11 protein-coding genes are annotated in these 13,981 nt (G+C 70.4%); 6 read left to right on the top strand and 5 right to left on the bottom strand.

Going from position 1 to position 13,981, the window contains the following annotated elements:
• Positions 1-396 precede the first annotated feature (396 nt).
• Together ACZ5SK_RS17525 and ptsP are read left to right on the top strand one after the other, a co-directional pair.
• Positions 397-846 carry a PTS sugar transporter subunit IIA gene (locus ACZ5SK_RS17525; RefSeq protein WP_334583149.1) on the top strand — a complete coding sequence of 150 codons (450 nt, stop codon included), beginning with the start codon at positions 397-399 and terminating at the stop codon, positions 844-846.
• A gap of 79 nt (positions 847-925) precedes the next feature.
• Positions 926-2,596, top strand: a complete 1,671-nt coding sequence (gene ptsP / locus ACZ5SK_RS17520; protein ID WP_457493958.1) for a phosphoenolpyruvate--protein phosphotransferase — start codon at positions 926-928, stop codon at positions 2,594-2,596.
• A gap of 138 nt (positions 2,597-2,734) precedes the next feature.
• On the opposite strand, the gene ACZ5SK_RS17515 is transcribed toward ptsP, so the two are convergent.
• Together ACZ5SK_RS17515 and ACZ5SK_RS17510 are read right to left on the bottom strand one after the other, a co-directional pair.
• A complete protein-coding gene (locus ACZ5SK_RS17515) occupies positions 2,735-3,628 on the bottom strand; it encodes a hypothetical protein (protein WP_334583151.1) in 894 nt (297 codons plus the stop codon).
• Positions 3,629-3,652: 24 nt separating this feature from the next.
• Positions 3,653-4,861 (bottom strand): MFS transporter, encoded by a 1,209-nt coding sequence (locus ACZ5SK_RS17510; protein WP_457493956.1) that lies wholly within the window; start codon positions 4,859-4,861, stop codon positions 3,653-3,655.
• 114 nt (positions 4,862-4,975) lie between these two features.
• On the opposite strand from ACZ5SK_RS17510, the gene ACZ5SK_RS17505 reads away from it, so the two are divergent.
• Entirely contained in the window at positions 4,976-6,295 is a 1,320-nt protein-coding gene (locus tag ACZ5SK_RS17505; protein ID WP_457493955.1) for an aminotransferase class I/II-fold pyridoxal phosphate-dependent enzyme, read from the top strand.
• 24 nt (positions 6,296-6,319) lie between these two features.
• Here ACZ5SK_RS17505 and ACZ5SK_RS17500 read toward each other — a convergent pair whose 3' ends face one another.
• On the bottom strand, positions 6,320-8,287 hold the full coding sequence (locus ACZ5SK_RS17500) for an acetoacetate--CoA ligase (RefSeq protein ID WP_334583154.1): 1,968 nt from the start codon (positions 8,285-8,287) through the stop codon (positions 6,320-6,322).
• A gap of 214 nt (positions 8,288-8,501) precedes the next feature.
• Here ACZ5SK_RS17500 and ACZ5SK_RS17495 point away from each other — a divergent pair, with 214 nt between their 5' ends.
• Positions 8,502-10,868 (top strand): glycoside hydrolase family 31 protein, encoded by a 2,367-nt coding sequence (locus ACZ5SK_RS17495; RefSeq protein ID WP_468576245.1) that lies wholly within the window; start codon positions 8,502-8,504, stop codon positions 10,866-10,868.
• Positions 10,869-10,870: 2 nt separating this feature from the next.
• Here ACZ5SK_RS17495 and ACZ5SK_RS17490 read toward each other — a convergent pair whose 3' ends face one another.
• Positions 10,871-11,407 carry an NUDIX domain-containing protein gene (locus ACZ5SK_RS17490; RefSeq protein WP_334583156.1) on the bottom strand — a complete coding sequence of 179 codons (537 nt, stop codon included), beginning with the start codon at positions 11,405-11,407 and terminating at the stop codon, positions 10,871-10,873.
• A gap of 47 nt (positions 11,408-11,454) precedes the next feature.
• Complete coding sequence (locus ACZ5SK_RS17485; RefSeq protein ID WP_334583157.1) at positions 11,455-12,264, bottom strand: M15 family metallopeptidase; 810 nt, start codon at positions 12,262-12,264, stop codon at positions 11,455-11,457.
• Positions 12,265-12,363: 99 nt separating this feature from the next.
• Here ACZ5SK_RS17485 and ACZ5SK_RS17480 point away from each other — a divergent pair, with 99 nt between their 5' ends.
• Both ACZ5SK_RS17480 and ACZ5SK_RS17475 read left to right on the top strand, forming a co-directional pair.
• A complete protein-coding gene (locus ACZ5SK_RS17480; protein WP_361701557.1) occupies positions 12,364-12,789 on the top strand; it encodes a Zn-ribbon domain-containing OB-fold protein in 426 nt (141 codons plus the stop codon).
• Complete coding sequence (locus ACZ5SK_RS17475; protein ID WP_361701559.1) at positions 12,786-13,976, top strand: lipid-transfer protein; 1,191 nt, start codon at positions 12,786-12,788, stop codon at positions 13,974-13,976. The genes ACZ5SK_RS17480 and ACZ5SK_RS17475 overlap by 4 nt, the downstream gene beginning before the upstream one ends.
• Positions 13,977-13,981: the final 5 nt, after the last annotated feature.

The following is a 13,981-nucleotide window of genomic DNA, read 5'->3' as shown; positions in this document are numbered from 1 at the left end:
CAAGGAACGGACGCTTCCTTTGTACTCACCCGAGAGACTCTCTCAGGCTTTCCTCCGGGCGCTTCCCTTCGGTCTTGCGTTTCCGACTCTATCAGGGTTTTTCCGGCCTCTTGACCACCATCCTGCAGGCATGCAGAAGATGATCCAAAGATAGGATCTGACAAGTTGGGTGCTGCTCAGTAAGCGCGCTTGATCGCGTCGCTCACCCTCAAGCAGGAGTACGACTGTACACGGGGCCGCGGAGGCGCTGCAAATCGGCTAGGCTAGTGGTCTAGACCACGGATCGTGAGCTCTCGTGCGGAACCGGTACTTCATATGACATACCCTGCTGCACAGTGCGCGGCCCTGGACAGGCAGTAACGGCCCATATACATCTCCACCCCTGGGAGGCTTCCCATGACCACCGTGACGTCCCCTCTTGCAGGACGCGCCATCGGACTGGCCGGCGTACCGGATCCGGTCTTCTCCGGAGCCATGGTCGGCCCGGGCACGGCGATCGACCCGGTGCGTGAGCCTTCCGAGGCCGTCGCACCCGTGGACGGCGTCATCGTCTCCCTCCATCCGCATGCTTTCGTCGTGGTCGACGCCGAAGGGCGCGGGGTGCTCACACATCTCGGGATCGACACCGTGCAGCTCAATGGCGAAGGCTTTGAGGTTCTCGTGAACAAGGGCGACACGGTCACCCGCGGGCAGAGCATCGTGCGGTGGAACCCTGTCGCCGTGGAACAGGCCGGCAAGTCCCCGGTCTGCCCGATCGTCGCCCTGGAGGCCACGGCCGAGTCACTCGGCGATCTCCGTGAAGACGGCGATGTGAAAGCCGGCGACGCTCTCTTTTCCTGGCAGTAGAGCCGACGCCGTCAGTGCGGCGGCACAGAGGACAACCACCGCGGCGGCGGGACCCGCCGCACTATCGGAGACGGGTGAGATGGAGACAACGCTGCGAGGCGTCGGCGTGAGTCACGGTGTGGCGATCGGCGAGGTTCGACACATGGGAACGGCGGTGCTCGAACCGCCTGCCAAGCAGATCCCTGCGGAGGAGGCGGAGCGCGAACAGGGGCGCGCCCGCAAGGCCGTCGAAGCTGTGGCAGCCGATCTGATGGCGCGCGGCAACCTGGCGGGGGGCGAAGCCCAGGCAGTGCTCGAAGCTCAGGCCATGATGGCTCAGGACCCCGAGCTGATGGTCGACGTGGACCGGCGGATCGCCGTCGGCAGCACGGCCGAGCGTGCCGTCTACGACGCTTTCGCCGCCTATCGCGAGTTGCTGGCAGGAGCCGGTGAGTACCTCGCCGGGCGGGTGGCCGACCTCGACGATGTGCGGAATCGTATCGTCGCCCGGCTGCTGGGTGTCCCGATGCCGGGTGTCCCGGACAGTGACGAGCCGTACGTGCTGGTCGCCCGGGACCTGGCGCCCGCCGACACCGCACTGCTGGACCCGACGCTGGTACTCGGTTTCGTGACCGAGGAAGGCGGGCCGACGAGTCATAGTGCGATCCTCGCCCGCGCCCTCGGCGTGCCGGCCGTCGTGGCCCTGCCGGGTGCCGGCGAGCTCGCCGAAGGAACGGTGATCGCCGTCGACGGCAGCACCGGCGACATCTTCGTGAACCCGAGCGACGCGAAGAAGGCCCAGCTCCAGGCTGCGGCGGCCGAGCGCAAGGCGGCGCTGGCCGCCTCGACCGGGCCGGGTGCCACCGCCGACGGTCACAAGGTGCCGCTGCTGGCGAACGTCGGCGGGCCGGCCGATGTGGCGGCTGCCGTCGAGGCCGGTGCGGAAGGTGTCGGGCTCTTCCGTACCGAGTTCCTGTTCCTCGACGACAGCAAGAACGCGCCCTCCGAGCAGAAGCAGGTCGAGGCCTACCGGCAGGTACTCGAGGCGTTCCCCGAGGGGCGAGTCGTCGTACGCGTGCTGGATGCGGGGGCGGACAAGCCGCTGGACTTCCTGACGCCGGCCGACGAGCCCAACCCGGCGCTGGGCGTGCGTGGGCTGCGGACGCTGCTGGACCATCCCGACGTCCTGCGGACTCAGCTGACGGCGCTGGCGAGGGCTGCCGAGGGGCTTCCGGTCTACCTCGAGGTGATGGCGCCGATGGTGGCGGACCGTACCGACGCGAAGGCGTTCGCCGACGCGTGCCGTGCGGCGGGACTGCGGGCGAAGTTCGGTGCGATGGTGGAGATTCCGTCGGCCGCGCTGCGGGCTCGTTCGATCCTGCAGGAGGTGGAGTTCCTGTCGCTGGGTACGAACGATCTCGCGCAGTACACCTTCGCCGCCGACCGGCAGGTGGGTGCGGTGTCGCGGCTGCAGGACCCATGGCAGCCCGCCCTGCTCGACCTCGTCGCCCTGTCGGCAGAGGCGGCCTCGGCCGAGGGCAAGAGCTGCGGTGTGTGCGGCGAGGCGGCGGCCGATCCGCTGCTCGCGTGTGTGCTGACGGGTCTGGGGGTCACCTCTCTTTCCATGGGCTCGGCATCGATTCCCTATGTGCGGGCCTCGCTGGCGAAGTACACGCTGGCGCAGTGCGAGCGTGCCGCTGCTGCGGCACGTGCGGCGGACACCGCCGAGGAGGCGCGTGGCTCGGCGCAGGCCGTGTTGTCCGGCGAGTAGTCGGCTCCGGCCGGCGATCGGCCGGTGAGCAGGGGCGCTCCACCGTCGGGTGGAGCGCCCCTGCCGTGTGTGGGCGTCCTTTCCGGTCAGTGTGTGTGGGCGTCCTTTCCGGTCAGTGTGTGTGGGCGTCGTTTCCGGTCAGTGTTGGTGGCCCGGTGGCGGTCCCTCCGGTCCGAGGTCCGGTGGGAAGCAGTAGTCCACTCCTGACTCGGGTGAGATGAGGTCGCCGGATTCGGCGTCGGTGCAATAGGCGTCGAAGACCTCGCCGGCGGTCAGGGGTTCGAGGCCGTCGCCGCGCAGCCGCCATCCGTAGATCCGGTCGGAGACGCCGTCAGCGGTGGTGCGCATGACCAGGCCGCCAGGGCTCTGAGTGGCGAGGCCGAGGGCGAGGACGGTGGTGAACTCGAGCGCTTCGGCCTCGTCGAGTTGTGGGGCGGCGTTGGCCTCGTCGTCCGAATGGAGGACGGCGACCAGTGTTTCGGGGGTGCCTGTGACGCTGCAGACGAGGTGTCGGTTGCCGTGTGGTGCGGTTTCGAGGATGCGAGCGACGAGGTTCGATGCGCGGGCGAAGGCTGCCCGGCCGATGTCTTCACCGCAGGTGGCGCAGGCGCCGAGGCGGGACAGGAGAATGGCCGCGTACTCCCAGGTCGCCTGCCGGACGGCCTCGTCGACGAGGGCCGGCACGAGGTCGGCGAGGGGTTGGCCCTCGTAAGGGATGGTGGGGCCTGTGGTCGCGAGTTCGGCCGTGAAGCGGGTGCGGTTGGCGGGGATGTCCGGGTCGAGCCCCTTGGCGGCGCAGTATGCGGCGTACTCCTGGGGGTCGAAGAGGGCCACGGTGGTGTGGGTGCCTTGGAGGGCGCGTGTCCTCAGGAGGTCTTCGACCTGTTGCAGATAGGTGGTGTGATCGTCGAACGTGAAGGTGCGGTAGTCCCGCATGGCGAGAAAGTCGTGCTCGTCGGTGAGCAGGCCGATGGTGCCGGCGATTTCACGGCGCAGGACGCGTCGCATGGTCTGGCGGTCGGTGTGTGCCATGTTTCCCCCTGTGTGCACAGTCGATCAATGCTCACTCACGGTAATCGACGGCACTGACAACGGGCTTTGCTTGAGTCGGTCGCGGACCAGGCGGTGTTGAAACATGCAGGTCACGGCGATTCCGCCGCCGAAGGTGAGCCAGCCGAGGGGGCCGACGGCGATCGCGGCGGTGACGGCGAGTGGTCCGAGGCTGCGCTGGGCGGACTGGGCCAGGCCATGGACGCCGAGGTAGGCACCCTGGGCGGTGTCGGGGGCCAGGGCGACGGAGAGTTCCCACGAGATCGTGGCGTGGAGCATCTCGGCGAGGGTGAAGAACACGGCCGCCGCGGTGAGGAGCAGGGGGGCGGTGAGAGGTCCGCCGGTCGTCGCTGCCGTCATCGCGACGCCGCCCAGGGCGAAGGCCGCCGAGAGCGGGACCAGGAGCGCGCGGGCTGCGGTCGTGGTCGCGCCGAACCGGGACAGGGGGACCTGAAGTGCCACAACCAGGACGTTGTTCAGCACGAGCAGGAGGGGTGCGAGGCCGTGCGGTGCGGTGGTCACGTGTGCGATCCACAGGGGTAGGCCGACTTTGAATACCGCGTCGTCGAGGAAGAGGACGGTGTCGGTGGCCACGTAGGCGAGGTAGGTGCGGTCGCGCCATGGGCCGACCGGTCTCACGGTGGGCCTGGGGTCCTTGGCGGTGATCACCGTGCGGGTTCGGGAGGACGGTTCGCCGCAGCGGAGGGTGAGGAGGGCGGAGGCGACGAAGGACAGGGCGTCGCCGACGAGGAGCCACTGGTATGCGGCGGTGTCGCCGACGGCGAGGGCCGCCGCTGCGGCCAGGCCGCCGAGCGCCCAGCCCACGTTCGCGACGGTGCGATGGATCGCCTGGTAACGCACGCGATCCGGGCCGGCGGCGCGGGTGGCGTAGAGCTTGGTGAGGACGTTGGCGGCTCTGTCGCCGAGGCTGCCGAGGGCGCAGAAGGCGAGCAGGAGGGCGTATCGGTCCGTGGTGAGCAGGGCGAAGGAGGCCAGCGCCCGCAGCAGTTGGACCGCGATGAGGACGCGAGTGAGCGGGAAGCGGTCTGCGAGTCGGCCGCCGAGCGGGGCGCCCGCTATCCCGACGGCTCCGGCGACGGCGACGAGGGTGCCGACCTCGCCGAGGGAGAGGCCGCAGACGTAGGTGAAGTACAGGACGCTTACCGATGCCCACAGACCGCTTCCGATGCGGTCGACGAGGGCGACGGTCAGCATCGCGCGTCCGTCACGGCCTCCGGGTATCCGACTTGGCCAGGTGGCTGCGCGACGGATCGGATGCATGTGGCTCCCCCCTTGCCGAGAGTTATGTATTGATACATAATTGGCAATGTGGCAACACAATATGGGATCAGCGGTACGACAGCCAAGGGGATTGCCGGGTCCGTCGAACGGGGCGTGGCCGAGGGCGTGTTGCGGCCAGGGTCCGCGCTGCCCCCGGTGCGACGGCTCGCGGACGAGCTCGGGGTGAGTGCGGGTACGGTCGCGACGGCCTACAAGGAGTTGCGGCGGCGGGGCATCGTGGTCACGCGCGGGCGGGGCGGCACCGTCGTGGCCCCGGTCCCCGCCGTGGCATCCCGCAGGCCGCCCAGGGTGCCGAGCGGGCTGCGGGACCTGGCCGGCGGGCATCCCGATCCCGCGCTGCTTCCGGCGCTGGTGCCGCCCTCACGCCTGTCTCCCGGCGCCCGTTCCCATCGTTCGACGCCCAGGTTGGAACGGTTGGAGGAGGCCGTACGCGCATGGTTGCGCCCCGACGGCGTACCGGTGGATCACGTGACGTTCGCGCACGGGGCGCTGGATCTGATCGGACGGCTGCTGTCGGTGGAGCTGCGGCCCGGTGACGCGGTCGCCATGGAGGATCCCGGCTATCACCATCTGCTGGACCTGGTCACCGCGCTGGGCCTGCGCATCGTGCCGGTGGCCGTCGACGACGAGGGGGTGCGGCCCGAGGCGCTTCGAGCGGCCCTCGGGGCGGGGGCACGCGCGCTGGTGTGCAGTCCGCGCGCGCAGAACCCTTATGGGGGCTGTTTTTCCGAGACGCGCAGGGACGCGCTCGTCGGCGTGCTGCGGGACGGGCCGGATCTGCTGGTCGTCGAGAACGACCACGCCTCCGTGATCGCGGACGCGCCCTTGTGGACCCTCGCCTCCGAAGGGCTGCCGCGCTGGGTGCATGTACGGACGGTGAGCAAGTTCCTGGGGACGGATCTCCGGTGGGCCACCGCGGCCTGCGACGCGACCACGCTGGCCCGCCACGACGGTCGGCTGCTGCTGACGTCGGGCTGGGTCAGTCATCTCCTGCAGGAGACGGTGTACGGGTTGCTGACCGACGACGACACGCGCGCGTTGGTGCAGCGTGCGCGGCAGACGTACGCGCTGCGCAGGGATGTGCTGCTCCGGGAGCTCGCGGCCCGGGGCATCGACGGCCACGGTGTGAGCGGGATGAACGTGTGGGTGCCGGTGCGGGACGAGTCGGCCGTGGTGAACGGGCTGCGGTCGCACGGTTGGTGGGTCGCCGCGGGAGCCCGGTTCCGGTCGGCGTCCGGTACAGGGGTGCGGATCTCCGTCGCCGAGCTGGAGCCGGCCGACGCGGTGCAGTTGGCCTCGGACTTCGCGGCAGTGCTCGGCGAGTCCGAGGCCACCTACGGCGGCTGAGGCGTCGTCTCTCGCGAGGTGCTCTCAGACTCGCTTGCGGGCGAGGTCTTCGTAGAAGTGCAGGAGCTCCAGGTTGTCGACGGAACCCGGGTTGACGGCCTTTTCCAGTGGGGTGCCCTGGAGAAGGCGTTTGACCGGGACCTCGATGCGTTTTCCGGTGAGGGTGTGCGGGACTCCTGGTACCTCGATGACCTCGTCGGGGACATGGCGCGGCGAGAGCTGTTCGCGGATGGACTGTTTGATGCGGCCCAGCAGTGCCTCGTCGAGGACAGCCCCGGGGGCCAGATGCACGAAGAGGGGCATCCAGTAGCCGCCGTCGGGCTGTTCGATGCCGATGACCAGGGATTCCTTGATCTCGGAGAGCCGTTCGACGACCTCGTAGATGTCGGCCGAGCCCATGCGCACGCCCTGCCGGTTGAGCGTGGAGTCGGAGCGGCCGTGGATGACGAGGGAGCCGCGCGAGGTGACGGTGATCCAGTCGCCGTGCCGCCATACGCCCGGGTAGGTGTCGAAGTAGCTGTCGTGGTAGCGGCTGCCGTCGGGGTCGTTCCAGAAGCGGACCGGCATGGACGGCATGGGGTTGGTGACGACGAGCTCACCGACCTCGTCGATGACCGGGTGACCGTTCGGGTCCCAGGACTGCAGGTCGGTGCCCAGGCAGGGGGCCTGGAGTTCGCCTGTGTGGACCGGGAGCGTCGGGACCGCACCGGCGAAGCAGGAGCACACATCCGTGCCGCCGCTGACGGAGGCGATCCACAGGTCGTCGCGCACCTCGTCGTGCAGCCAGCGGAAGCCGTCGGGCGGGAGCGGCGAGCCCGTGGTGGCGACGCACTGGACGCGGGAGAGGTCGAATGCGCGGGCCGGGTGGACCTCCGCCTTGCGGCAGGCCATGACGTACGCCGCCGAGGTGCCGTAGAGGGTGGCACCCGTGCGTTCGGCGATGCGCCACTGGGCGCCCGTGTCGGGGTAACCGGGGCTGCCGTCGTAGAGGACGATCGTCGTACCGGTCAGGAGACCGGAGACGAGGAAGTTCCACATCATCCAGCCGGTCGAGGTGTACCAGAAGAAACGATCCTCGGGGCCCAGGTCGCAGTGCAGGCCGAGTTGCTTGAGGTGTTCGACCAGGATGCCGCCCTGGGAGTGGACGATGGCCTTGGGCAGGCCGGTCGTGCCGGAGGAGTAGAGCACCCAGAGGGGATGGTCGAAGGGGACCGGTTCGAAGAAGGGTTCCTCGTCCGCGGCCGTGAGGGCCGACCAGTCCAGGGCTCCTTGGGGCGGTTCGGTGCCCAGGAGGGGGATGTGGATCACGGCGCGCAGGGTGGGCAGTCCGGCTCGGAGTTCGGCGACGACGTCACGGCGGTCATGCTCCTTGCCTCCGTAGCGGTAGCCGTCGACGGTGAACAGGACGACGGGTTCGACCTGCTGAAAACGGTCCAGGACGCTGCGGGCGCCGAAGTCGGGGGCGCAGGAGGTCCAGACGCCGCCCACGGCGGCCGTGGCGAGGAGGGCCACGACGGCCTGCGGGACGTTCGGGAGGTAGCCGCTGACCCGGTCGCCGGGGCGCACGCCGAGGGCGCGCAGCTCGGCCGCCAGCGAGCCGACCTGGCGGCGCAGCTCGGACCACGTCACCGGGCTGGGTTCGTGGGTCTCGTCGACGTACAACAGAGCCGGTTCCGCCGGGCGGGTGGTTGCGGCGCGCAGGGCGTGCTCGGCGTAGTTCAGTGTCGCTCCGGGGAACCACTGGGCGCCGGGCATGGCGCGATCGCCCAGCACGCGCGCGTAGGGTGACGAAAACCGTACGTCGAACCACTCCGTGACGGCTTTCCAGAACGTCTCCAGCTCGTCGACGGACCAGCGGTGCAGTGCCGGATAGCCGCCTTCGGACGGGGCTCCGTGCTGCTCGGCCGCCCAGGTCTGGAACTTCGCGATCTGGGCCTGGGCGATGCGCTGCGGATCTGGCCGCCAGAGCGGCTCGGGGTTCACGGTCGGCATGGGGCGGCTCCCGGACTCTGCGCGTCGTGTGCGTCGCCCGCGCACGAGCTGGGGTGGAGCCCGTGACGCGGCTGACACGGACGATGCCATGTGATCGACTTCTGCACCAGGGTGGGTTGCGCACAGTCCGTGTCGTGAAGATGTGGCCCCACCCCGGGTGAACGCAAGTTGAACGACCCGCGCGCGTGGCGCGGTCAGTGACAGGGTGAACAGCATGGACGGTCGTGACCTGGTGCGTTCGATGAAGCGGGTCGGTCCCGCGGGTGCGGGCCGGGGGTTGCGCACGGTGCGGGCCGCGTGGCGCAGGAGGCGCGCCGATGCCGCCGGGCTGCCGGTGCGGGGTCCCGAGCGGGCGCGGGTGCCGGGTCTCGTGCAGGAGGTGGAGCCGGGGCCCGGCGGTGGGACGCTCCGGTTCAGCCGCTCGGAGCTGTCGATCCGCGTCGCGGTGAACGGGGCGGTGTTCTGGGGCTGGGACGGTGCCGAGCCGGAGCCGTCGTACGCGCTGGCCGGCCGCTGTCCGGAGCCGGATCCCCGGGCGGTGCTGGAGCCGGACAAGGACGGTGGATGGCGGGTCGTCGCCGAGCGGGTGACGGTCGTGGTCTCGCGGCACGGCGCCGTGGAGGTGTGTACGCCGGGAGGCGTGGTGTTGCGCCGTGATCTGCCGCCCCGGTGGTGGGAGCCGCAGGGCGGTGGACCGGCGCGCTGGATGCAGCGCTCGGAGGTTGCGGCCGACGCGCGCTTCTTCGGTCTCGGCGGGCGGGCGTCCGGGCCGCGTCTGCGCGACGGGACGTACCGGCTGTGGAACACGGATCCGGGGCACGCGTTCGATCGCGAGGACGATCCCCTCTACCTCACGATGCCGGTGCAGCTGGTGGTGGCCGACGCGGGCACGCACCTGGTGTTCCACGACACCTCCTGGGACGGCTCGGTCGCGCTGCGGGAGGGCGAGGAGGGAGCCGGCTCGGGACATGACCGGGCCGGTGGGTGCGAGGTGCGGATGGACGGCGGACCGTTGCGCTGCTGGGTGATCGTGGGCACCCCCGCGCGCGTGCTGCTCGCCTGGGCCTCGCTCACCGGGGCGCCGGCGCTGCCGCCCGCGTGGGCGCTCGGACACCATCACGCGCGCTGGGGCTTCGGCAGCGAGCAGGAGGTGCGCCGGATCGTGGCGGGCTATCACGAGCACGGCCTGCCGCTCGACGCGGTCCACCTCGACATCGACCACTACGACGAGCACCAGGTGTTCACCGTCGACGAGGACCGCTTCCCGAAGCTGTCGGTGCTCGCCGAGGAGTTGCGGCGGGACGGGATACGACTCGTGTCGATCATCGACCCGGCGGTCAGGGCCACGCCGGGCAACGCCGTGTACGACAGCGGGGTCGCCGAGGACGCGTTCGTGCGGGACGCGTCGGGTCGGCTCGTCGAGGGCGTCGTGTGGCCGGGGGAGGCCGTCTTCCCGGACTTCACGCACGCGCGCGTGCGGAAGTGGTGGGGAAGTCTCTACGCCGAGCGGCTCGCCCAGGGGTTCGCAGGCTTCTGGCACGACATGAACGAGCCGACGTCGTTCGCCGCTTTCGGGGAGTCGACGTTGCCCCGGTCGGCCCGGCACTCCCTGGAGGGGCGCGGTGGTGATCATCGCGAGGCGCACAACGTGTACGGGCTGTGCATGGCCAGGGCTGCGTACGAGGGGCTGCTGGAGCTGGTGGCGGACCAGCGTCCGTTCGTCTTCTCCCGGTCGGGCTGGGCGGGCCTGCAGCGCTACGGCGGCACCTGGTCCGGGGACGTCGCCACGGGCTGGCCGGGACTGCGGGCGTCGCTGTCCCTGGTGATGGGGCTCGGGCTGTGCGGGGTGCCGTATTCGGGGCCGGACGTGGGGGGTTTCGACGGCAGTCCGTCTCCGGAGCTGTATCTGCGCTGGTTCCAGCTGGGCGCGTACCTGCCACTGTTCCGCACGCATGCGAGTCTGCGGGCGGGACGCCGGGAGCCGTGGGAGTTCGGCCCCGAGGTGTTGGAGCACGCGCGCGTGGCGCTCGTCGAGCGGCGGCGGCTGTTGCCGTATTTCATGACGCTGGCGCATCTGGCCCGGCGTACGGGAGCCCCTTATGTGCGCCCGGTGTGGTGGGGAGCGCCCGGTAACCGGGCGTTGCGGGACTGCGAGGACGCGTTCTTGTTGGGTGACTGCCTGCTGGTGGCGCCGGTCCTCGGCCCGGGCGTCGACCAACGTGCGGTGCAGCTGCCGCGGGGGCGCTGGTACGACACGGCGACGGGGCGGGCGTACGAGGGGCCGGGGCAGGTGCTCGTGGACGCTCCCCTGTCGCGTATTCCGGTGCTCGCGCGCGCGGGTGCCGTCATGCCGGTGCGGGGAGACGACGGCGCCGTGGAGCTGGAGGTGTGGGCGCCGGTCCGGGGGCGGACGGGTGGTGGTCTGGTGGTGCGGGACGCGGGCGACGGCTGGGCGGAGCCGGAGATCGAGCGGTACGTGGCCCGCTGGGAGGGCTCGCGGGTCGTCGTCGAGCAGGAGGGCGAGGACGGCGTGCGCGTGCCGTCCCACCCGGTGCGCGTACGCGGGCTCGGCGAGCGCTGAGCTCAGATGTAGCGGCCTTCGAAGAAAGCCCGCACGGCGTGCGTGTGCAGAGGGAAGGCGAGTTCCTCGGCCCTGCGCAGGAGGTGCCAGCCCTCGGTCTCGTCCGTGGCGGCGGACGTCGGGAGGCGGTCCGCGGGACGCTCCGGAAGGAGCCCGAACAGCAGCAGGTGGCCGTCGGGGGAGCTCATGGCGTCGGCCAGCCGCACCTCACGCGGCGTCGCGGCTATGCCGGTCTCCTCCATGAGTTCGCGGACGACTGCCTGCCGCCAGTCCTCACGGTCGTCGATATAGCCGCCGGGCAGTGCGATGCCCCCGCGCGCGGGGGCGATGGTGCGGGTGATGACGACCAGGGCGGTGCCCTTGGTGTCGTACACGGGCTGGAGTGCGACGGCCACCGGCAGCGGGTTGCGGTAGGCCACGGTGGCGCAGGCCCGACAGGTGCGGGGCCAGCCGGTGACGCCCTCCCCGTAGGGCGCTCCGCAGCTCGAACAGTGGGAGTCGCGCGCGGAGTTCGATGTGGAGTGCAGAGTTTCGGACACGCGGCGGAGCGTATCCGATCTTGGGGAGGGCGTCGTACGGGGGCGGTTCAGTGCTGCCTGGGGAGGGAGTCGGCGGACACGGGGAAGTCGAAGTAGGTGTCCGGATAGGGCTCGGGTTTGAAGGTGTAATGCCACCACTCCTCGGCCAGGTTCACGAAACCGAGGTTCTCCAGGGTGCTCTTGAGGAGCAGCCTGTTGGCGCGCTGTTCGCCCTGGATGCGCGGGTCGAGGGTGTGGGCGAGGGTGTCGAAGCAGTCGAACCCCGTGCCCATGTCGACCGAGTTGTCGGGGAAGCGCTGCTGTGGTGGGGCGTAACAGGGAACGAGGGGTTCGCCGGGGACATAGGGCCGCGTCGGCACGGCCGGGAGCCGCACGATGGTGAGGTCCGTCGTCGAGCCGCGGCTGTGACCGGACTTCTCGGCGATGTAGCCGTCCTCGAACAGACGGGTCTTGTCGACGTTCGGGTAGAACTCGCCCTTCATGCCCTGGGCGTTCAAGTCCTCCGCCCAGCGGACGAAGTGGTTCACGGCGCGCTGGGGCCGGTAGCAGTCGTACACCTTGAGTGTGTATCCCTGGCGCAGCAGCTTCGTCTGGGCCCGGTGGAGCGCCTCGGCGGCCGGCCGGGTGAGGATGCAGATCGGCTGCCGGTAGCCGTCGATGGGCTCGCCGACGAAGGTGTGCGGGGTGACGTAGCGCATCTCCTGAAGGATCGTCGGGTCCACGGTTCTCAGGGCCACGAAGTCCGCTGGGGCCTTGGGGGCGGTGTGCGCCCGCGCGGTGGCGGAGGCGGTGGTCACGGCCAGCAGGGCGGCGAGTGCGGCGACCGCACCGCGTACTGCGCTGGGGAGTCGTGTCATGTCTCCTCCCTGCCCAATTCCGGAGGGGCGTGCCACACTCCTGACGTCTCGTCAGATTCCGTGGCCCGGGAGGGAACCTTGTCGCGTACACGCACGCCCGTGGTCGCCGGGTGGTTCACCGGGGACGGGGAGGACTTCAGGTTGCTGGGGACGCACTGTTCGGCATGCGGGTCGGTCTTCTTCCCGCGTGAGGACACGCACTGCCGCAATCCGGGCTGCCGGGGCGGCGACCTGGAGGAGGTCCCGCTCTCACGACGCGGGCGCGTCTGGTCCTACACGGACAGCCGATATCGTCCTCCGTCACCCTATGTGACCGATCCGGAACTTCCGTGGGACCCGTATGCGTTGATCGCTGTGGAGCTGGAGTCCGAGCGGATCGTGGTGCTGGGACAGGCGGTTCCCGGGGTCACTGTCGCCGATCTGGCAGTGGGCATGGAGGTGGAGGTCGTCCCGGGCGTGCTCGACGAGGATGCGGAGACGACCTGGACGACCTGGCGATGGCGGCCGACGGGGGTGGCGGGATGACGGCAGAGGTGGCGGTGCTCGGCGCGGGGATGCATCCGTGGGGCAAGTGGGGGCGCAGTTTCGTCGAGTACGGCGTGACGGCGGCGCGGGCCGCCCTGGCCGATGCGGGCGTGGACTGGCGGGAGGTCGGTTCGATCGTCGGCGCGGACACGGTGCGTGGCGGCTATCCGGGGTATGTAGCCGGGGCGACGTTCGCGAAGGCCCTGGGATGGCAGGGAGCCCGGGTCTCGAGCGTGTACGCGGCGTGCGCGTCGGGGGCTCAGGCGATCAACACGGCGCGGGCCCAGATCCTCGCGGGTCTCGCGGACGTGGTGCTCGTGGTGGGGGCCGACGCGGCCCCCAAGGGCTTCTTCCGTCCGGCCGGCGGGGACAGGCCGGACGACCCCGACTGGCTGCGCTTCCGGTTACTCGGCGCGACGAATCCGACGTACTTCGGGCTGTACGCGCGCCGGCGCATGGCGGTGCACGGGGACACACCAGAGGACTTCGCCCAGGTCAAGGTGAAGAACGCGGCCATGGGAGCGTTGAATCCGAACGCGCGCTATCGGAAGCGGGTCACCTCGCAGGAGGTGGCGGCGTCGGCTGTGGTCGCCGATCCGCTCCGGCTGCTGGACATCTGCGCGACCTCGGACGGCGGGGCGGCCCTGGTGCTCTCCAGCATGGAGTTCGCCCGTCGGCACGGGGCGGCGGAACCGGTGCGGATCAGGGCCGTGTCCACCGTCACGCCCCGCTATCCCAACACGGTGCTGGATCTGCCGGACATCGCGACCGATTCCGCGCCGGCGGCGGAGCCTGCCAGTGAGACCTTCCGGGCCTCGATCGCCCGAGCCGCCTACGAAGAGGCGGGCATCGGTCCCGAGGACCTGTCCCTGGCCGAGGTCTACGACCTGTCCACCGCCCTGGAGTTGCAGTGGTACGAGGACCTGGGGCTGTGCGGCGACGGTGAGGCCGCCAAGCTGCTGCGGGAAGGAGCGACGGCTCCCGGCGGCCGTATACCGGTGAACACCAGCGGAGGACTTGCCTCCTTCGGCGAGGCCGTGCCGGCGCAGGCGATCGCCCAGGTCTGCGAGGTCACCTGGCAGCTACGGGGAGAGGCGGGCGATCGCCAGATACCGGGCGCGCGCGTGGCCGTCACGGCGAACCAAGGGCTGTTCGGGCATGGTTCGGCGGTAGTCGCCGTACGGTGAGCGGG

This window comes from Streptomyces sp. NPDC031474, from assembly GCF_055581185.1.
This window is presented reverse-complemented; position numbering and strand designations above follow the sequence as displayed.